Origin of the sequence: Novosphingobium sediminicola (assembly GCF_014196525.1) — a bacterium.
Classification (GTDB): Bacteria; Pseudomonadota; Alphaproteobacteria; order Sphingomonadales; family Sphingomonadaceae; genus Novosphingobium; species Novosphingobium sediminicola.
This window is the reverse complement of record NZ_JACIDX010000010.1, coordinates 46,801-64,377: the sequence shown is the minus strand read 5'-3', so window position 1 is coordinate 64,377 and position 17,577 is coordinate 46,801. Positions and strand designations below refer to the sequence as shown.

The 17,577-nt window shown below is 62.9% G+C and carries 17 protein-coding genes; 10 read left to right on the top strand and 7 right to left on the bottom strand.

Annotation, left to right across the window (positions count from 1 at the left end; genetic code table 11):
• Window positions 1-3: 3 nt before the first annotated feature.
• From leuD to GGR38_RS13700, 5 genes are all read left to right on the top strand, one after another.
• Window positions 4-600: a 3-isopropylmalate dehydratase small subunit gene (gene leuD, locus GGR38_RS13720; RefSeq protein WP_183626454.1), complete on the top strand. Its 597-nt coding sequence runs from the start codon at window positions 4-6 to the stop codon at window positions 598-600.
• A gap of 278 nt (window positions 601-878) precedes the next feature.
• A complete protein-coding gene (locus tag GGR38_RS13715; RefSeq protein WP_183626452.1) occupies window positions 879-1,202 on the top strand; it encodes a DUF1476 domain-containing protein in 324 nt (107 codons plus the stop codon).
• Window positions 1,203-1,260: 58 nt separating this feature from the next.
• A complete protein-coding gene (locus GGR38_RS13710) occupies window positions 1,261-1,494 on the top strand; it encodes a BolA/IbaG family iron-sulfur metabolism protein (RefSeq protein ID WP_168604485.1) in 234 nt (77 codons plus the stop codon).
• A gap of 71 nt (window positions 1,495-1,565) precedes the next feature.
• The gene (gene grxD, locus GGR38_RS13705; protein WP_183626450.1) at window positions 1,566-1,889 is read left to right on the top strand and encodes a Grx4 family monothiol glutaredoxin; all 324 of its coding nucleotides are present in this window, start codon (window positions 1,566-1,568) and stop codon (window positions 1,887-1,889) included.
• Between the two features lie 327 nt (window positions 1,890-2,216).
• Complete coding sequence (locus GGR38_RS13700; protein ID WP_183626448.1) at window positions 2,217-2,981, top strand: NUDIX hydrolase; 765 nt, start codon at window positions 2,217-2,219, stop codon at window positions 2,979-2,981.
• Between the two features lie 3 nt (window positions 2,982-2,984).
• On the opposite strand, the gene GGR38_RS13695 is transcribed toward GGR38_RS13700, so the two are convergent.
• Entirely contained in the window at window positions 2,985-3,341 is a 357-nt protein-coding gene (locus tag GGR38_RS13695) for a PilZ domain-containing protein (RefSeq protein WP_281379420.1), read from the bottom strand.
• A 209-nt stretch (window positions 3,342-3,550) separates the two neighbouring features.
• Between GGR38_RS13695 and GGR38_RS13690 the strand changes: the two genes are divergently transcribed.
• Complete coding sequence (locus GGR38_RS13690; protein ID WP_183626671.1) at window positions 3,551-5,290, top strand: gamma-glutamyltransferase family protein; 1,740 nt, start codon at window positions 3,551-3,553, stop codon at window positions 5,288-5,290.
• A gap of 36 nt (window positions 5,291-5,326) precedes the next feature.
• On the opposite strand, the gene GGR38_RS13685 is transcribed toward GGR38_RS13690, so the two are convergent.
• The gene (locus GGR38_RS13685; protein ID WP_183626444.1) at window positions 5,327-5,860 is read right to left on the bottom strand and encodes a GNAT family N-acetyltransferase; all 534 of its coding nucleotides are present in this window, start codon (window positions 5,858-5,860) and stop codon (window positions 5,327-5,329) included.
• A gap of 189 nt (window positions 5,861-6,049) precedes the next feature.
• On the opposite strand from GGR38_RS13685, the gene GGR38_RS13680 reads away from it, so the two are divergent.
• The 3 genes from GGR38_RS13680 (at window position 6,050) to GGR38_RS13670 (ending at window position 10,249) form a co-directional block, all read left to right on the top strand.
• Window positions 6,050-7,930, top strand: a complete 1,881-nt coding sequence (locus GGR38_RS13680; RefSeq protein WP_246404686.1) for a methyl-accepting chemotaxis protein — start codon at window positions 6,050-6,052, stop codon at window positions 7,928-7,930.
• A 126-nt stretch (window positions 7,931-8,056) separates the two neighbouring features.
• Window positions 8,057-8,404 (top strand): energy transducer TonB family protein, encoded by a 348-nt coding sequence (locus GGR38_RS13675; protein WP_183626440.1) that lies wholly within the window; start codon window positions 8,057-8,059, stop codon window positions 8,402-8,404.
• 330 nt (window positions 8,405-8,734) lie between these two features.
• A complete protein-coding gene (locus GGR38_RS13670) occupies window positions 8,735-10,249 on the top strand; it encodes a DEAD/DEAH box helicase (RefSeq protein WP_183626438.1) in 1,515 nt (504 codons plus the stop codon).
• Window positions 10,250-10,492: 243 nt separating this feature from the next.
• Here GGR38_RS13670 and GGR38_RS13665 read toward each other — a convergent pair whose 3' ends face one another.
• Window positions 10,493-12,007 (bottom strand): helicase HerA domain-containing protein, encoded by a 1,515-nt coding sequence (locus GGR38_RS13665; protein WP_183626436.1) that lies wholly within the window; start codon window positions 12,005-12,007, stop codon window positions 10,493-10,495.
• A 289-nt stretch (window positions 12,008-12,296) separates the two neighbouring features.
• Entirely contained in the window at window positions 12,297-13,931 is a 1,635-nt protein-coding gene (locus tag GGR38_RS13660; RefSeq protein WP_183626434.1) for an NAD(P)/FAD-dependent oxidoreductase, read from the bottom strand.
• 96 nt (window positions 13,932-14,027) lie between these two features.
• On the opposite strand from GGR38_RS13660, the gene GGR38_RS13655 reads away from it, so the two are divergent.
• Complete coding sequence (locus GGR38_RS13655) at window positions 14,028-14,489, top strand: DUF3237 domain-containing protein (protein ID WP_183626432.1); 462 nt, start codon at window positions 14,028-14,030, stop codon at window positions 14,487-14,489.
• Here the strand turns inward: GGR38_RS13655 and GGR38_RS13650 are convergent.
• The 3 genes from GGR38_RS13650 to GGR38_RS13640 all read right to left on the bottom strand — a co-directional run bounded on the left by GGR38_RS13650 (window position 14,486) and on the right by GGR38_RS13640 (window position 17,568).
• Window positions 14,486-16,114 (bottom strand): MFS transporter, encoded by a 1,629-nt coding sequence (locus GGR38_RS13650; protein ID WP_246404659.1) that lies wholly within the window; start codon window positions 16,112-16,114, stop codon window positions 14,486-14,488. The two genes, GGR38_RS13655 and GGR38_RS13650, sit on opposite strands and share 4 nt — an antisense overlap.
• A gap of 138 nt (window positions 16,115-16,252) precedes the next feature.
• Complete coding sequence (locus GGR38_RS13645) at window positions 16,253-16,624, bottom strand: GtrA family protein (RefSeq protein ID WP_183626430.1); 372 nt, start codon at window positions 16,622-16,624, stop codon at window positions 16,253-16,255.
• Window positions 16,621-17,568 (bottom strand): glycosyltransferase family 2 protein, encoded by a 948-nt coding sequence (locus tag GGR38_RS13640; protein ID WP_183626428.1) that lies wholly within the window; start codon window positions 17,566-17,568, stop codon window positions 16,621-16,623. Before GGR38_RS13640 ends, GGR38_RS13645 begins: the two co-directional genes overlap by 4 nt.
• Window positions 17,569-17,577 lie beyond the last annotated feature (9 nt).

Genomic DNA, 17,577 nt, shown 5'->3' with positions numbered 1-17,577 from the left:
CTGATGAAACCGATCAACCACGTGGCCGGCACGGCGATCCCCTTTGGCGCCAAGAATGTCGATACCGACGTTATCATTCCGGCCCATTGGCTCAAGACCATCACGCGTGAAGGCCTTGGCAAGGGCGCGTTTGAGGCGATCCGTGCCGAAGAAGGCAATATTTTCGACACGGAGCGCAACAAGGGCGCGCCGATCCTGATCGCGGGCGACAATTTCGGTTGCGGGTCCAGCCGCGAACATGCCGCATGGGCGTTGCTCGACATGGGCATCACCTGCGTCATTGCGCCCAGCTTTTCCGACATTTTCTCGGGCAATGCGTTCAAGAACGGCATCCTGACCGTGGTTCTGCCGCAGGAAGCCATCGACCGCCTGCTGGTCGTGGCGGTTGACCAGCCGATCGATGTAGATCTGGAAAGCCAGACCGTGACCACGCCGTTTCAGGATCGCTTTTCCTTCGAAATCGACCCGTTCCGCAAGCATTGCCTGCTGGGCGGGCTTGATGAAGTGGGCCTGACGCTGTCGCGCGATGCCGCCATCAAGCAGCATGAGGCCAAGATTGCGGCTGACCTGCCGTTTCTGGCCACAGCATCGGCGGCCTGAGAGCAGCATAAAAGCAGCGGCGGGAAAGATTTTCTCGCTTTTTAAGGAAAACTTCCCCGTTTTTGAGCAAGCGCAAAGATCGACCGCTGCCGATATGCTGAAAAAGCCCTGTCGCAGCGGAGGTCGCGCCAAATCGGGGGATTGAACCACCGCCGCTGCGACACATATACATTGGCGCGCGATTTTCATCGCGATATGGACGGCAGGCTGAAAAAGCGCCACATTGCGCCATTGATTTCAAAAACCCAGAAACCTCAAATCCACGCGGGAGACGCATCATGACCAGCTTTCAAGATCGCGAGCGGGGCGAAGAAGCCAAGTTTGCCCATGACGAAGAGCTGGAGTTTCGCATCCACGCGCGCCGCAACCGCCTGCTGGGCACCTGGGCGGCCGAACGGATGGGCCTTTCTCCGGCCGAAACCGAAGCCTATGCCAAATCGGTGGTGCAGGCCGATTTCGAGGAAGCGGGCGATGAGGATGTCGTGCGCAAATTGCTGGGCGATCTGATCAGCGCGGGCGTCGATGCCGACGAGGCCGAAGTGCGCACTGCCATGAAAGCCAAGGAAGCCGAAGCCCGCCGCGCGATGATCGGTCAGGTTTGACGCTATTTTTCGGGCGCGGGGCATAAAGTCGCGCGCCCTTTTTCACAGGACACCCCCGATGCCCATGCCCGCCGACCAGATCGAGGCGCTGATTCGCGCCGCCATTCCCGATGCCGAGGTGACGATCACCGACCTTGCCGGCGATGGTGACCATTATGCCGCCCATGTCACCTCGCCCAGCTTTGCCGGAAAGCCGCGCATTGCCCAGCACAAGGCGGTCTTTGCCGCATTGGGCGATCGCATGGGGGGCGAACTTCATGCCTTGCAACTGACCACCGGCATACCCACCTGAGCAATTGACGAAACAGTTTTCCTTCGCAAAAAGGACCTGTTCCCCCGATTGGTTGCAGAAAGTTTCAAGCCATGTCCGACGTCCAGACCCGCATTGCCGATATTGTGAACACGAATGACATCGTGTTATTCATGAAGGGCACCGCGCTTTTCCCGCAATGTGGCTTTTCCAGCCGCGCGATTGCGATCCTTGAGCATTTGGGCGCGACCTATCATACGGTCGACGTGCTTCAGGATATGGAGATCCGTCAGGGCATCAAGGCCTATTCGGATTGGCCCACGATCCCCCAGCTCTATGTGAAGGGTGAGTTTCTGGGCGGCAGCGACATCATGATGGAAATGTATGAAGCCGGCGAGCTTCAGGCCCTGCTCAAGCTGAACGGTCTGGTCGCCTAAGCGCATCGTCTTTTCTGATAGCAAAAGGGCCGCTTCCCCATGGGGAGGCGGCCCTTTCGTTTGGGAAATGGTGGGGTCGGGAGACTGGGAAGACCGACCCCACCTTTATGCTCGAAACGGGAGTGAGGCGGGACTGCGGAGACCGGGAAGCAGCCCGCCTCTATTCGAGACTGCCATTACTACAACCCTTTATGCATAGCCCGTGCCAGTTTTAGAAATCGTGAGATTTCGGCCATATTCAATCGAGTGCATCACCCATTCCCGGCCCAGACTGTCAATTTCCCCGACACCTCTTGCCAAGCCCCATTCGCGCCCTATCAAAAGAACATGGATTCCAGCCCGCCCATCATCCTGCGCCCCGCAGCCACCTTGGTCATCTTTCGCCAGAGCGTTGCGGAAAAGCCGCCCGAACTGCTGATGGTTGAACGTTCAGAAGCCATGCGTTTTGCCGCCGGGGCCACGGTTTTTCCCGGCGGCAAGGTCGACCCGCAGGACATCGAACTGGCGCAAAGCCTGACGAACGAGGAACCGACCGACATTGCCGCACGCATCGCCGCGATCCGCGAAACGCTGGAGGAAACCGGGCTTGGTTTGGGCTTCACGCGCGGGCTGAATTATGACGAAGCCGTCGCCGCGCGCACGATCCTGCAATCAGGCGGGGCGATGGGCGATGTCCTCTCCCGCCTCGGTCTGGCGCTGAATCTGGAGGCGCTGACACCCTTTGCCCGCTGGCGGCGCGAGAGTGTCGGAGGATTTGACACTCGCTTTTATCTGGCCAACATCGGCACCGGCGCGGTCAATCTGGCGGTGGATGCCACGGAAAACAGTCGTCTTTTCTGGCAAAGCGCCCGCGACAGCCTGAGCGGCGCGGCGCAAGGCACGCTCAAGATCATCCTGCCGACCCTGCTCAATCTGGAACGGCTCGCGCAATTCGCCGATTTCCATCAGGCGGCAGCCGATGCCAAAGCCCACCCCATCGCCCCCATCAGCGCCCGCCGCATGATGCGCGACGGCGAGGAATGGCTGACGATCCCTGAAGGTCTGGGCTATCCGATCACCGCCATGCCCTTCAGCGCGGCGCGGCGCGGATAGGCCTTATCCCGAACAAACGCCCCGCGTGCGGGCGCGATAATCCTGCACCTCGCCGTTCATCTGCACATGCAGGCGGCACAGATGCTCGACCACGGGTTCATAGATCGGGCGTTCGAATTGCAGCCCGCACTGACCGCTTTCCACCCAGCGCACCGTGCAACTGATCGCCTCCAGCCCGTCCAGCTTGAGCATCACCCGCGTCCCCACGGCAAGCGAAAGCGTGCGCGTGGTGATCCGGCAACCATGGGTGGAAAGGTCGCTGACCGTGACATTATCCTGCAAACCGCTCATCAGGCGGCAGCGGGCCGACATGGTCAGCGGCCTTCGGATGGCCTGTCGGTTGGTCTGGCGGGATCGCATGGCATAGGTAGCATAGCGGAACGCTGGTTAACCTTTCGTTTTCACTTGGCCCGGCGCCGCAAATTTCCGCCACCGCCGCCCGTCAAGGCAGCAATCGTGAAAGATAATTCATCAGCATGCGCAAAAAGCCCCTTTGACTTTGCCCGCCAAAGCGCAAACACCGGGGCCAAGGCCATGGATTACAATCCCGGAGTATCATCTTGTCTGTAATGCTTTCTTGCCGCGCGCTGTTCCGCATCGGCGCCGCCTCGCTCGCCCTTTGCGCGCTGCCCATCGTGGCCAACGCCCGGCCGGCACCTGCCGCCCCGATCACCGTTGCCCCGGCCAAGGGCGACGCCAAGGCCGGTTTTGCCAGCCATGCCATGATTTCGGCGGCCAATCCGCTGGCGGTGCAAACGGGCCTGCGCATCCTGCAAAAGGGCGGCAGCGCGGTGGACGCAGCGGTCGCGGTGCAGGCGGTGCTGGGTCTGGTCGAGCCGGAAAGTTCGGGTCTGGGGGGCGGTTCTTTCCTGCTCTATTATGACGCCAAGACCAAGCAGGTCATCGCCTATGACGGGCGCGAAGTGGCGCCCAAGGGGGCCAGCCCGCGCCAGTTCTACGGCCCCGACGGCAAGCTGCTGCCCTTCCCCGTGGCCGTGGTGGGCGGGATCGCCACGGGCGTTCCGGGCGCTATCGCCATGCTGGAAATGGCGCAGAAAGAGCATGGCCGCCTGAAATGGAACCAGTTGTTTGGCGAGGCGCACAAGCTGGCCAGCGATGGTTTCGAGGTCACGGGCAAGCTGGCCCGCGCCATCGTCAGCCAGGCTCCGCAGGCCAAGGGCGCCGATGCCCAGGCCTATTTCCACAAGGCCGACGGCACGCCCTATCAGGCGGGCGAGCATATCGTGAACAAGGCCTATGCCGCCACGCTTGACCGTATTGCCGCGCAGGGTTCCAAGGGGCTGCTGACCGGCCCGGTGGCCGAAAAGATCGTCGCCAAGGTGACGAGCGGCACGCTGCCCAGCACGATGACGCTGGCCGATCTGGCCGCGTATAAGCCGCGCAAGACCGAGGGGCTTTGCATGCCCTATCGCACCCATCTGATCTGCACCCCGCAGGCGCCCTCGGGCGGCGTGGCGGTGCAGGAGGCGATGGGCATGCTGGCGCATACCGACATTGCCACGCGCAATGCGCAGGACCCCAAGGGCTGGCTGCAGATCGCGCAGGCAAGCCGCCTCGCCTATGCCGACCGCGACCGGTATGAAGGTGATCCGGCCTTTGTGCCCTTCCCCACCGGCCTGCTGGCGCCCGATTATATTGCCGAGCGGGCCAAGTTGATCGGCGAGACGATCCAGCCCGTCACCTTCGGCATGCCCAAGGATGCGCCCAAGGTGGGCAAGGACGCCACCCATGAGCCGGGCGGCACCACGCATATGGTGATCGTGGACACGGCGGGCAATGTGGTGTCGATGACCACCACGGTGGAAAGCATCTTTGGTTCGGGCCGGATGGTGGACGGGTTCTTCCTCAACAACCAGTTGACCGACTTCTCCTTCAGCACCACCGATGCCGATGGCACGCCTGCGGCCAATGCCGTGGCGCCGGGCAAGCGGCCGCGTTCGAGCATGGCGCCCGCCATCGTGCTGACGCCAAAGCGCAATTTCGAACTGGCCGTGGGTTCGCCCGGCGGCACATCGATCATCGCCTATAATATCAAGGCGCTGGTGGGCATGCTCGATTGGGGAATGAAGCCGCAGGATGCGATCAGCCTGCCCAATCTGGTGGCGCGCGGCGATATTTTCAGCGCCGATACGTTCCCCGCGCCGGTAGCCGATGCCTTGGCCGCCAAGGGCCTGCCGCTGTTGACCGCGCGGGGGGAAAATTCGGGGCTGCATGTAATCGTGCGCCGCGCCAAGGGCTATGAAGGCGGAGCCGATCCGCGCCGCGAGGGGGTCGCCCGCGGGTTCTGAGATTCAAAGGGCGGAGGGCAAAACCTTCCGCCCTTTTTATTTCCGGCGCATGATGAATTCTTCGTCGCGCCAATCGCCCACGGCAAATTTATACTCGCCCACGATCTCAAACCCGCGCCCGGCATAGACATGCTGGGCCTTCAGATTGCCTTGCCACACGCCGATCCAGATCGGGCGGCCCCATGAGGCCAGTTCATCCAGCGCCAGATCGAGCAATTGCTTGCCCAGCCCTGCGCCTTGCGCCTCGCGGCGCAGATAGAGCTGATAAAGCTCGCCATCGCCATCCTCGCGTTCGGGATGCGGCAATTTGCTCGGCCCGATATGGACATAGGCGATCAGCGCGCCATCCGCGTCCTGCACCACCCATGTGCGATGGGCCGGATCGGCCAGTTCGCGCGCCACGGTCGGCTCGCCATAGGAATCGGCCTCAAACAGGGCCAGATCGGCGGGCGGATAGGGAATGGCAAAGCCGGTTGGCCCGAACGTATCGCGGAAACAATGCAGTTTGAGCGCGGCCAACGCGGGAACATCGTCGGCGCTGGCGGGGCGAATGGTGATGCTGGCAGTCATGCATTGGCCCTATACCAGCGCGCCGGGCGCGGCAATCGCCCCATTATCGTAAACCGAAATCGACACTTTATGCCGCTGCGATAGGTAAGATTTCGGATCAACCCATAAGCCCAAATGCTGACTAAATAGAGAGAAAAGCATTCCTTCGCATCTTCATGAATGACGCGGGGGAGATCTGCCTTGTTGCGTATGGGTATTTCGGCCAAGTTTCTGGCCGCTTTTGCAATCCTTCTGGCGGTCATGGCCGCGATGGGGTCCTTTGCAGTGGTCAAACTGGGCGAGGTCAACGCGATCTCGACCGAATTGCGCGAGCGCTGGCTGCCCGGCTCGCAGGCGCTGGGCGATGTGCACGCCTTCGTCTCGCAATATCGCATCAAACAGAGCGCCCATGTCGGCGCCAGCGCCGAGGGGATGAAGACCCGTCAGGCCAAGCTGATGCGCGCGGCCCAGACCGCCATTGCCACCCGCATGGAAGATGCCGCCAAGCTGAGTCAGAGCCCGGAGGAAAAATCCGCCTTTGCCAAGCTGAAAGGTGATTGGCAGACCTATCTGGGCCAGAACGAGCAATTGCTGAACCTGTCGAACAGCGATGCGGCGGCGGCCAAGGCGATGTTCGACGGCGATTCCCTGACCGCCTTCTACACGGTCGAGGATGATCTGCTGGCCCTCATTGATCTCAACACCAAGGGCGCCAGCGCGGCTTCGGCCCGTTCGGCCGCGATTTATGATCAAGGGCGCAAGGTCATCATCGGCGCAGTGGTGGCCGGGCTTGCCGTGGCGTTGGGGCTGATGGGTCTGATGATGGTCTCGATCGCGCGGCCCGTTGCCCGGATCAGCGAGGCCGTGGGCCGGTTGGTGCAGGGCGACATGCACGTCGAAATCCCCGCCCTTGGCCGTCAGGATGAAGTGGGCAGCCTTGCCCGCGCGCTCGACAGTTTCAAGGCTCTGTTCGCCGCCGACCAGCAGCGCACGCAGGCCGAACTCGAACGCGCCCGCGAGACCCAGATCACCATCGACGCCATCGGTTCGGGCCTGTCCGAACTGGCGCGCGGCAACCTGACGCATCGCGTGCCGGAAAATGGCGCGGGCGGCCTGGGCCAGCTCCATGTCAATTTCAACGAAGCGGTGAGCCAGTTGGCCAGCGTGATGCGCGAGATCGTCGACGGTTGCGACGCCATTCGCCGCGGCACCGACGAAATCGCGGCCGCCAGCGGCGACCTTGCCCGCCGCACCGAGCATCAGGCCAGCTCGATTGCCGAAACCAGCCGCACATTGAATGAATTCAGCGGCACCGTGCGCGTGACCGCCGACAATGCCCGCCAGACCAGCAGCCGCCTTGCCGTGGCGCGCCATACCGCCGAGGCCGCCGACCAGCAGGCCGAGCAGGCGGTCCACGGGCTTCAGGCCATCGAAGCGTCGAGCCGCGAAATGGCCGATATCGTCAGCGTAATCGACGGCATCGCGTTCCAGACCAACCTTTTGGCGCTGAACGCGGGCGTCGAAGCGGCGCGTGCTGGGGATGCGGGCAAGGGCTTTGCCGTGGTTGCCAACGAGGTGCGCGCTCTGGCTCAACGCAGCGCGGACGCGGCCAAGGACATTCGCGCGCTGATCACCACATCGAACGATCAGGTCTCGACCGGCGTGGCTCTGGCCAGCGCCAGCGGCGATGCGCTTCGCCAGATCGTGGGTGAAGTCTCGCAGATTTCCGAGCTGGTCGAACAGATCGCCGAGGCGGCGCAAAAGCAGTCGTCCAATGTCGAGGAAATCTCGGCGATGATGAATTCGATGGATCAGTTCACCCAGCAGAACGCCTCGATGGTCGAACAAAGCACCGCCAGCACTCATACGCTGTCGGGCGAAACGCAGCGGTTGGTCGAACAATTGCGCCGGTTTGAAATGAACCGGACGGGCCGCGGCACCCCTGCGCGTGCGCAGAGCAAGGCGATCACACCGCGCGCGCCGATGCCGGTCAATCAGGATGATCTGGCCCTGCCCTCCTTCTCGGCGCGGCGTGCGCCATCGGTGGGGGCTACGGCATTGAAAATAGAGGACGACTGGTCGGAGTTTTAAGCGATCCGGTAAATCCACCTAAGACCATGGTAGAGTAGCAAAAAGCATAAACATCAGCCCGACCTTATCCAATTACCGGCAATATTGGCTCATCGAAAAGAATAGTTTGGAAAGAGAAAGCCGACCATGATCAAGACTATTGCCAAGATCTCGCTCGCCCTGACCGGCACTGTTCTCCTCAGCACGTCGGCTTTTGCTCAGTCGTCGGACTGGACCCGTTCGGTCACCAATATGTTCGCCTCGAAACAGACCTATCCCTCGACCGCCCAGATGCGCGGCGAGGAAGGGACCGCCAAGGTCAAGGTCTATATCGGCGCCGATGGTGCGGTGCAAAAGGCCGAGATCGTGTCCGGTTCGGGCTCGGCGATCCTCGACAAGGAAGCGCTGTCCGTCCCCACCAAGGTGGGCAAAGTGCCCGCCCCGCCCGCCGGCCCGACCACGCTGACCGTGCCGATGACGTGGAAGCTGGCATAATATTCAAGCCATGATGCAAGAGGGGGCCGGGCGCACAACCGGCCCCTTTTTTGCGTGAATCGCCCGCGATTTTGCTGCAATGCGCAAAAAACTTGGCATTTGGCTGATCGTGCTGTATGGGCCATTTCCAAGCAAGTCGGCGCGCCGCATGAGGCAGCGCGCAGGACCGGGCAGCGTGAGGGCAGCCATTTATGGCCGCCCGCCCCGGATCTCACGGATTTGCAGTCCGTTTTTCGCTTCCTCCTCACGCAGGGTCGCGCTTTTTGAGCCACCCTGCTTGCCGCGCCGCTTACGCTGGTGTGCGCTGTGAAGCCTGTTTGAAAGTTTCCCATGTCGTATTTTTCCGAGCTTGGCCTTGCCGAACCCCTGCTGCGTGCGTTGGAGGCCAAGGGTTATAACGACCCCACGCCGATCCAGCGCCAGTCGATTCCCGCGCTGATCGAAGGGCGCGACCTGCTGGGTCTGGCCCAGACCGGCACCGGCAAGACGGCGGCCTTCGCGCTGCCCTCGCTGCACCGCCTGATCAACGATCCCAAGCCGCGCAAGCCCGCCTCGTGCCGTATGCTGGTGCTCAGCCCCACGCGCGAACTGGCCGCCCAGATCGCCGACAACATGCGCGGCTATGCCAAATATGTCAGCCTGAACATTCAGTGCATCTTTGGCGGCATTCCCGCCGGCAAGCAGGCCCGCGCTCTGGTGCCGGGCTGCGATGTGCTGGTGGCGACGCCGGGCCGCCTGCTCGACCTTATTGACCAGCGCGCGCTGACGCTGCGCGACGTTGAAATCTTCGTGCTGGACGAAGCCGACCAGATGATGGATCTGGGCTTCATCGTGCCTTTGAAGCGCGTTGCCCGCCTGTTGCCGCCCCAGCGCCAGAGCCTGTTCTTCAGCGCCACCATGCCGCAGGCGATCGAGCAACTGGGCAAGCAGTTCATCCAGAACCCGGTCAAGGTCGAGGTTGCCCCGCAATCCACCACCGCCGAACGCGTTGAACAGCGCTCGATCTTCATCAACCAGGCCGAAAAGCAGGCCCTGCTGACGATCCTGCTGCGCGATGGTCTGGCCAAGGAAGAAGGCGATGCCGACCGCATCGACCGCACCATCGTGTTCACCCGCACCAAGCATGGCGCGGATCGCGTTGTGCGCTTCCTGACGCCCGCCGGCATCCCGGCCGCCGCCATCCATGGCGAAAAGAGCCAGGCCCAGCGCACCGCCGCTCTCAAGGGCTTTCGCGACGGCACGGTCAAGGTGCTGGTCGCCACCGACATTGCCGCGCGCGGGATCGACGTTTCGGGCGTTTCCCACGTGTTCAACTTTGAAATCCCCAATGTGGCCGAACAATATGTTCACCGCATCGGCCGCACCGCGCGCGCGGGCGCCGATGGCATCGCCATCAGCCTGATCGCCGAGGACGAACGCCCCTACATCCGTGGGATCGAGCGCCTGACCGGCGTGAAGCTGACGCCGATGCCGCTGCCGCCCGAATTCCAGAAGGAAGCCTCGCGCCTGCCCGCCCCCGCCAAGCGCGGGACCGGCGACAATGGTGCGATCAAGGGGCGTCCTCAGGGTGAAGGCCGCCGCGATGGCGGTGGACGCCGTGACGGGGCCCGCGATGGCGGCCGTGAAGGCGGGCGCCGCGAGGAAGGCCGCCGCAACAATGACCGCCGCCCCAACGCGGGCCGCGACACCCCCCGCGATGGCCAGCGTTCGCGCACCCAGCGCGACGGCGACCGCGCCCGCGCCGAGCGCCGCGAACAGCATGGCCGCGCGCGTCCTGCCGCCACCGGCGCTTCGCAGTTCGATCCGCTGCGGGAAAATGTCGATGTGAAGGCGCGTCGTCGCTGAGGGGTGATCGGGGGCTTATGCCTCCGGCGGGCAAAGGGACTCGGTCCCTTTGCAATCCCGTTAATGGGTTTGGGTTCGCAAGGTTTGCTTGTGGATCATGAAAATAAAGCCTGCGGCGCTATGATAGGCACTGCAGGCTTTTCATTTTTGAACGCTGCGTCCGGCACTCAATGTCGAACCCATGGCGCAACGCCGATAGTAACGGAAGCGCGAGGGACGAGTACCTCGCATACCTTCTGACTTTTAAACCGCCGCCGTCGACACACCCAGATCCGGAATCCCGATCGACCGCCGCCCGCTGTAATCGGTCTTGACCACGATCAGGTTCGACTTCTCCAGATGTTCGAGCAACCGGCGGATACGTCCGGGCGAACTCGTCCCATAAGCGCGGGCCAACGCTTCATCATCGGGGCATGGCGCCTCATCCATCGCGGCACGGGCGATGACAAGGAACGGCGTCAGCAGATCATCGGGCACGCTGCGTGACAATTGCAGCAGCGGCGCCCATTCTTCGTCCGTCGGGCGATAAATACCCGCCACGGCCAGAGCAAAGCGACGGCGGAACTGAGTGGCATCGCCAACATGCTGACCGATCTTTTTCATCCGGCAGCGAGTGGTAAAATCCTGAAACAGCGATGAAATCGGCTGATAGGTGCAATCACGCTCGGCGGTGATATCCTCCATGATCCCGGCCATGATCGACTGCACCTCTTCGGGCGGCAGGCTGGGCGGCGCAGGAACGCTGGCGGCGGAAAACAGGTTGGGGCCGCTGTCATCGACCAGCGGTTCCTCGCCGGGCGCCGGGGCCATGACATAGGTGCTGATCTGATCCATCAATTCGCCGGCATCCGGGCGCGGCAGACCGGCGAGCAGCGGCGTTTCCTCCGCCGCCAGTTCCTCCGCCGTGGGCGCGGCGTGGAGCAGCGCGTGGAGATCGTCGCCCGTCACACTGGGCGGGGGCAGCAGGCCGGTGGACACGGCCTGACTTCGCGTTTGCACGCCCCCGATGCGGACCGACAGAGGCCGCCGCGTGATCGCGGGGCCAAGCGCCAGAAACTGCCCACGTTGCAGATCGCGGATGGTCTCGGCCTGACGCCGATCCATGCCCAGCAGGTCGGCGGCGCGCTGCATATCGATGTCGAGGAAAGTGCGGCCCATCAGGAAGTTCGACGCTTCGGCCGCGACATTCTTGGCCAGCTTGGCCAGACGCTGGGTGGCGATGATGCCCGCAAGGCCGCGCTTACGCCCGCGACACATCAGATTGGTCATGGCCGACAGCGACAGGCGGCGCACCTCATCCGTCACATCGCCAGCGGCGGCGGGTGCAAACATCTGCGCCTCGTCGACCACCACCAGCGCGGGATACCAGATCTCACGCGGGGCATCGAAGAGCGCATTGAGGAACGTGGCGGCGCAGCGCATCTGCGCTTCGATCTCCAGCCCATCAAGGGCCAGCACGACACTGGCGCGATGCTGACGAACCCGATTAGCAAGCCGCACCAAGTCATTGGTATTATAGGCCGCACCATCCACCACAATATGACCAAACGGCTCGGCCAGCGTGACGAAATCACCCTCCGGATCGACCACGACCTGTTGCACCAGCGGCGCGGATTCCTCCAGCAAGCGGCGCAGCAGATGCGATTTTCCCGAACCCGAATTGCCCTGCACCAACAGGCGCGTAGCCAGCAGTTCCTCGATATCGATCGGCACCGCTTTGCCGTTCGTTTCCTCGCCTATGATGATGGATGCAGTCACGGTTGGCCTAGTAGCGTGTGGGGGGCGTTGGGCAAAGGGCTGGGGGTGGAGTTTTCCAGAAGATAAGGGGGAAATGCGAGGGTCTGAACCCTCGCGCTCCCGTTACTGTCTGCGTCGCGCAATGGGTTCAACGTCAGGTGTCGGACGCACTGTTTGAATTTGAAAGCCTACGGCGCCCATAGCTAGCGCCGCAGGCTTTAATCCTATGATCCACAAGCAAGCCCCGCAAACCCAAACCCATTAACGGGATTGCAAAGGGCCCCCGCCCTTTGCCCGCCGGAGGCAAACCTTACTTCAAAACCTCAACCGCCAAGGCCTCTGCCACCTTGATCCCATCCACCGCCGCAGACAAAATCCCGCCAGCATAGCCCGCCCCCTCACCCGCCGGATAAAGCCCGCGCGTGTTGAGCGACTGGAAATCCTTGCCGCGCGTGATGCGCAGGGGGCTGGAGGTGCGCGTTTCCACGCCGGTCATGATGACATCGGGGTGGTCATACATCGGGATCTGGCGGCCAAACACGGGCAGTGCCTCGCGGATCGCGTCCAGCACATAATCGGGCAGGCAGGCAGACAGATCGGTCAGCTTCACACCAGGTTGATAGGACGGCTTCACCGCCCCGAAATCGCCCGAGGAGGCGCGCCCGGCCAGAAAATCGCCCACCTTCTGCCCCGGCGCGCAATAGTCACCGCCGCCTGCGGCAAAAGCGAGGCTTTCCCATTTGCGTTGAAATTCAATGCCCGCCAGCGGGTCGGCGGGATAATCCTTGCCCGGATCGACCGTGACCACGAGGCCGGAATTGGCGTTGAATTCCGCGCGCGAATATTGGCTCATGCCATTGGTGACAACCCGGCCCTCCTCGCTGGTCGCCGCCACCACGCGCCCGCCCGGACACATGCAGAAGCTGTAGACCGCCCGCCCGTTCGATGCCTGATGCGAGATCGCATAGGCCGCCGCGCCCAGCACCGGATGGCCCGCGCAGGCGCCATAGCGCGCCTTGTCCACCCAGCTTTGCGGATGTTCGATGCGCACGCCGATGGCGAAGGACTTGGCCTCCATAAACACGCCGCGCTGGTGGAGAACCTCGAACGTATCGCGGCTGGAATGGCCGGGGGCAAGGATGCAATGGTGCGCGGGCAGATAGCTTTGCGCACCATCCTTGGTGCTGACCAGATGCAGGCCCTGCAAGGCCCCATCCTTGATGTCGAAGTCGGAAACGCGGGTCTGGAACCGGTATTCCCCGCCCAGCGCCTCAATGGTTTCGCGCATGGAAATCACCATCGTCACGAGACGGAAGGTGCCGATATGGGGATGCGCCTCATAGAGAATATCGTCGGGCGCGCCCGCTTTAACAAACTCCGTCAACACCTTTCGCGACAGGTGGCGCGGGTCCTTGATGCGGCTGTAAAGCTTGCCGTCAGAGAAGGTGCCCGCCCCGCCCTCACCGAACTGGACGTTCGATTCCGGGCTCAACTTATGCTTGCGCCACAGCGCCCAGGTGTCCTTGGTTCGCTCACGCACGGCGGTGCCGCGCTCGATGATGATAGGCTTCAAACCCATCTCGGCCAGAATCAGCGCCGCCAGCAAGCCGCAAGGCCCCGCCCCGATCACCACCGGACGCGTGCCATCCTTGTCCCCGGCCCAACCCTCGGGCGCGACCACAGGCGGGCGATAGGCGGTGTCGGGCGCGGGGCGGACATGGCTGTCACCGCTCATCCGCGCCAGCAATTCGGCCTCATCATCCAGTTCGATGTCAAAGACATAGACCAGTTTGATCGCGCCACGCTTGCGCGCATCATTGCCGCGCCGGACCATAGCCTTGCGCAAAATACGCTCCGGCGCCACGCCCAGCCTGTCGGCAATGGCGGCGTCAAGCGCATCAGGCGTGTGGTCAAGCGGCAGGGCGAGGTCGGAAAGGCGGATCATGCTCGCCCCATAATCCCAAGGCGATCATTTTGCCACCCCGCGCTTGCGCGGATCGGACGTAGCGCTATTCTCCATAGCAAAATTGGGAGAGCCTGCATGATCAAGCCCGAACTGGAATTCGTCTATGAAGCCACCGGCGAACTCGAACCGCCCCGCCCGATTGGCGAAACTTACGATGGAACGCGGCGGATCATCCCCATCGTCGGCGGCGGGCGGGTCGAAGGGCCGCTGATCAAGGGCCGCCTGATCGGCAATGCCGCCGACTGGCAGGTAACGCGCCCCGATGGCGTGACCGTGGCCGATGCAATCTATGCCATCGAAACCGACGATGGCGCGGTGATCCAGATCCGCAACAAAGGCCTGCGCCACGGCCCGCCCGAGGTGATGCAAAGGCTGGCGGCGGGCGAGATCGTCGATCCGGCCGAATATTATTTCCGCACCGTGCCCGAATTCATCGCGCCCAAGGGACCGTACGACTGGATGAACCGCTCGATCTTCGTCTGCTCGGGCGCGCGCTATCCTTTGGGCATCAAATTGTGGGTGTGGCGGGTGCTCTAAACCGGCTCACCCGCCGCACGGGCGCGGAGCAACACCGCGCCCTCATCACCGCGCACCCGCATGGCCAGCGCGATCAGCACCAGCACCAAAGGCACCGCCACCAGATTGATCGACAGGATCGCCCGGCCCAGATCGCCATGCGTGGCATCCGAAATCATCCCCACAATATACGGCCCCACGCCCAGCCCCGCGATGGTCATCACCACGATATAGGTCGAGGCCGTCAACCCGCGCATCCGGGGCAGGACCTGATCATACATCACCGCATAGAGCGGCGGCATCCACATGGTCAGCACGAAACTGTAGAGCACAAAGCGCGCATAAAAGCCCCCCGCATCGGGTGCATGATAGACCCAATAGGCCAGACAGGGCGACACGCCCATCGCAAACAGCGCCAGCAGCACGCGCCCGACGCCGGGCAAACGCTGGCCCGCCCAGTCGGTCACCGGCCCGGCCACCATCGGCCCCACCACGCCCAGCCCCGCCGAGAGCAGGCCGAATTGCAGGCCCGTCTGCGCAGGCGTCAGGTGATAGGTCTTCATCAGGAAGGCAGGCGTAAAGGCCATGCAGCCGTAGTTGATCATGCTCTGCAACGATCCGGCGGCGATGCACAGGATCAGCGAGGGGCTGCGCATCACCGCATGGGCCGGAGCATCGGTCAGGCGCACTGCTTGCACCAGATTGAGCGTGGCGAACAGGCCCAGCCCCACCACCGCCCATTGCAGCGTATGGGGCGACAGGCTGACCACGCCAAGGTTGAGCAGCGGGCGCGGGCTGAACGCCGCCCCCGCGCGGGCCAGCGCCACCATCGCGCCCACGATCACGAATGTGCCCACCAGATTGACCGTCCAGACCCGCGAGGAAGCCCTGCGCCGCGCCAGCATCACCCAATTGGTAAACGGCACAACCGACATCAGCACGTCAAACGAGGCCGCAAAGGGGCGCGGATCGGGGGGCGTGGTGATGCCCTCAATCGCCCCGCGCACCGGCTCGGCCAGACGCCAGAGCAGAGCGGCCAAAGGTAGGCCCGGCACCGCCGCCAGCAGGAAAGCAAACTGCCACCCGCGCAGGCCAAAGGGCGCGCCGACCGCGGCAAAGCGCCCATCCCACCAATCGGCCGCCACCCCGCCCAGCACGCTGGACAAGCCAAGCCCGATGGCAATCGCCGCCGCCATCACCGCCATGGCAAGACCCCGCCGCGCCTTGGGGAAATAGTCATAGATCAGACTGGTGCCCGCTGGCTGGCTGGCCGCCTCGCCAATGCCGACGCCAAGGCGCGAGAGGGCGAGCAGGGCAAAACCGCTGGCGATCCCGGCAAGACCCGTGGCCAGCGACCAGAAGGCGATGCAGATGGCCAGCAGCCAGGTCCGCCGCCAGCCATCGGCCAAACGCCCCAAAGGCAGCGAAAAGACCGCATAAAACAGCGCAAAGACCGTGCCATAGAGCAGGCCCATCTCCGCATCGCCAATGTTCAGATCATGTTTGATGCGCGGGGAAAGGATCGCCAGAATGTTGCGATCAAGCAGGCTGAGCAATTGCATCGCGCAGACCAGAAGCAAGGCATACCACCCGCCCTTGGCCACGCGGGTTGATGAGGGCGCAATTCTCCCCGTCTGCATATGCATCGCAATCCTCTCTCCCCCGGCTGGGCGGCCCCGGCTGAGCGGTTTGTCCGCTCCATCTCTGTCCGGGATTTATGGCGGGAGGATAACGGGGAGGTCTGGCCTTGCCTAGCGAAAAAGAGACGTATTACTTACAATTTTTCAGGCCCGGAACACCAATCGTTTCAGCACCGCATAGTTGAGCAGGACCACGGCAAAGGTCGTGACGGCACCCGCCAGATAGGGATCGGCGATAAAATGCGAGGCAAGTTTCAGCCCCGCCAGATTGATGAGATAATTGCCCGCATAGGACAGCGCAAAACGCATTTTCGCCGGGCCCGCGCCGGTGAACACCCCGCGCGAATAGGTGATATAATTGAACCCCGTACCCAGCACATAGCCGATGGCCTGCGCCAGATAACGGTCCAGCCCCAGCCAGATCAGCCCCGCATAAAGCCCATAGCCAAAGGCCGTGTTCAGCGCCCCCGCGATCAGAAAGCGCAGGATTTCGGCGGCGCGATCCCGCGAGATCATCCGTAATCCTCAGGGAAATTCACCCGCTCGCGCTCCAGTACCAGCGGCGTGCCGCGTGTGCGTTCGGAGATCTGGCGAATATGGTCGCCCATCAGGCCCATAAAGCCGAAGATCAGCGCGAATTGCGCCTGAAGCACCATGCCGATCAGCCAACCCGCAATCGGACGCCCGGTGAAAAACGCAATCGCCGCGCCCACCAGCATCAGCAAGGACACCAAGGCCCCCAGCACGCTGAGATAAAGCGGCGCGCGCAGCAGGCGTTTCGACGAACCCGTCAGGCCCGCGATGGCGAAATCGAGCAGGGTGAAGAAGTTGTTCTTCGATTTGCCCCTTGTCCGCGGCGGGCGGACGTAATTGATCGTCTCCAGCGGAAAGCCCGTTTCGACCAGCAGCCCGCGATAGAACGGCTCCGGCTCGTTCAGCGCCTTGATCGCATCGACCACGCGGCGGCTGTAAAGGCCAAAGCCGGTGGCGTTGGGGATTGTCTGGAAATCGCCGAAATTCTTGGCCAGCCAATAGGACAGCGCCCGGATGACCGAGAGCATGAGGCCCGATTTTTCCCGCTCGCGCACGCCCAGCACGATATCGACGCCCTCCTGCCAGCGGCGCACGAAATGGGGCAGAAGCTCGGGGCTGTCCTGAAAATCGGCGCACATACCGATCACCGCCCGCCCCCGCGCGGCATAGATGCCATGGGTGGGCGAGCGCATTTGTCCGAAATTGCGCGTGTTGGCGATCAGCCGGATGCGCGCATCGCGCTGACACATCGCCTTGATGATCGCCACGGTATTGTCGGTCGAATGGTTGTCGATAAAGATGATGTCAAAGCTGACGCCCATCGGCTCCAGTTGCGCGATCACCGCCTCGGCAATCGGCCCGGCGTTCATCTCCTCATTGTAACAGGGGATGACCACCGAGACATCAATGTCGGCACTCTTCGTCATGAATTACCT

Bases quoted from the DNA above. Each gene is read 5' to 3' on its own strand.
- leuD (WP_183626454.1), top strand. From the start codon at position 4: ATGAAACCGATCAACCACGTGGCCGGCACGGCGATCCCCTTTGGCGCC.
- GGR38_RS13670 (WP_183626438.1), top strand. From the start codon at position 8,735: ATGTCGTATTTTTCCGAGCTTGGCCTTGCCGAACCCCTGCTGCGTGCG.
- grxD (WP_183626450.1), top strand. From the start codon at position 1,566: ATGTCCGACGTCCAGACCCGCATTGCCGATATTGTGAACACGAATGAC.
- GGR38_RS13715 (WP_183626452.1), top strand. From the start codon at position 879: ATGACCAGCTTTCAAGATCGCGAGCGGGGCGAAGAAGCCAAGTTTGCC.
- GGR38_RS13690 (WP_183626671.1), top strand. From the start codon at position 3,551: ATGCTTTCTTGCCGCGCGCTGTTCCGCATCGGCGCCGCCTCGCTCGCC.
- GGR38_RS13700 (WP_183626448.1), top strand. From the start codon at position 2,217: ATGGATTCCAGCCCGCCCATCATCCTGCGCCCCGCAGCCACCTTGGTC.
- GGR38_RS13645 (WP_183626430.1), bottom strand. From the start codon at position 16,624: ATGATCTCGCGGGATCGCGCCGCCGAAATCCTGCGCTTTCTGATCGCG.
- GGR38_RS13660 (WP_183626434.1), bottom strand. From the start codon at position 13,931: ATGATCCGCCTTTCCGACCTCGCCCTGCCGCTTGACCACACGCCTGAT.
- GGR38_RS13640 (WP_183626428.1), bottom strand. From the start codon at position 17,568: ATGACGAAGAGTGCCGACATTGATGTCTCGGTGGTCATCCCCTGTTAC.
- GGR38_RS13710 (WP_168604485.1), top strand. From the start codon at position 1,261: ATGCCCATGCCCGCCGACCAGATCGAGGCGCTGATTCGCGCCGCCATT.
- GGR38_RS13675 (WP_183626440.1), top strand. From the start codon at position 8,057: ATGATCAAGACTATTGCCAAGATCTCGCTCGCCCTGACCGGCACTGTT.
- GGR38_RS13650 (WP_246404659.1), bottom strand. From the start codon at position 16,114: ATGCATATGCAGACGGGGAGAATTGCGCCCTCATCAACCCGCGTGGCC.
- GGR38_RS13655 (WP_183626432.1), top strand. From the start codon at position 14,028: ATGATCAAGCCCGAACTGGAATTCGTCTATGAAGCCACCGGCGAACTC.
- GGR38_RS13680 (WP_246404686.1), top strand. From the start codon at position 6,050: ATGGGTATTTCGGCCAAGTTTCTGGCCGCTTTTGCAATCCTTCTGGCG.
- GGR38_RS13685 (WP_183626444.1), bottom strand. From the start codon at position 5,860: ATGACTGCCAGCATCACCATTCGCCCCGCCAGCGCCGACGATGTTCCC.
- GGR38_RS13695 (WP_281379420.1), bottom strand. From the start codon at position 3,341: ATGCGATCCCGCCAGACCAACCGACAGGCCATCCGAAGGCCGCTGACC.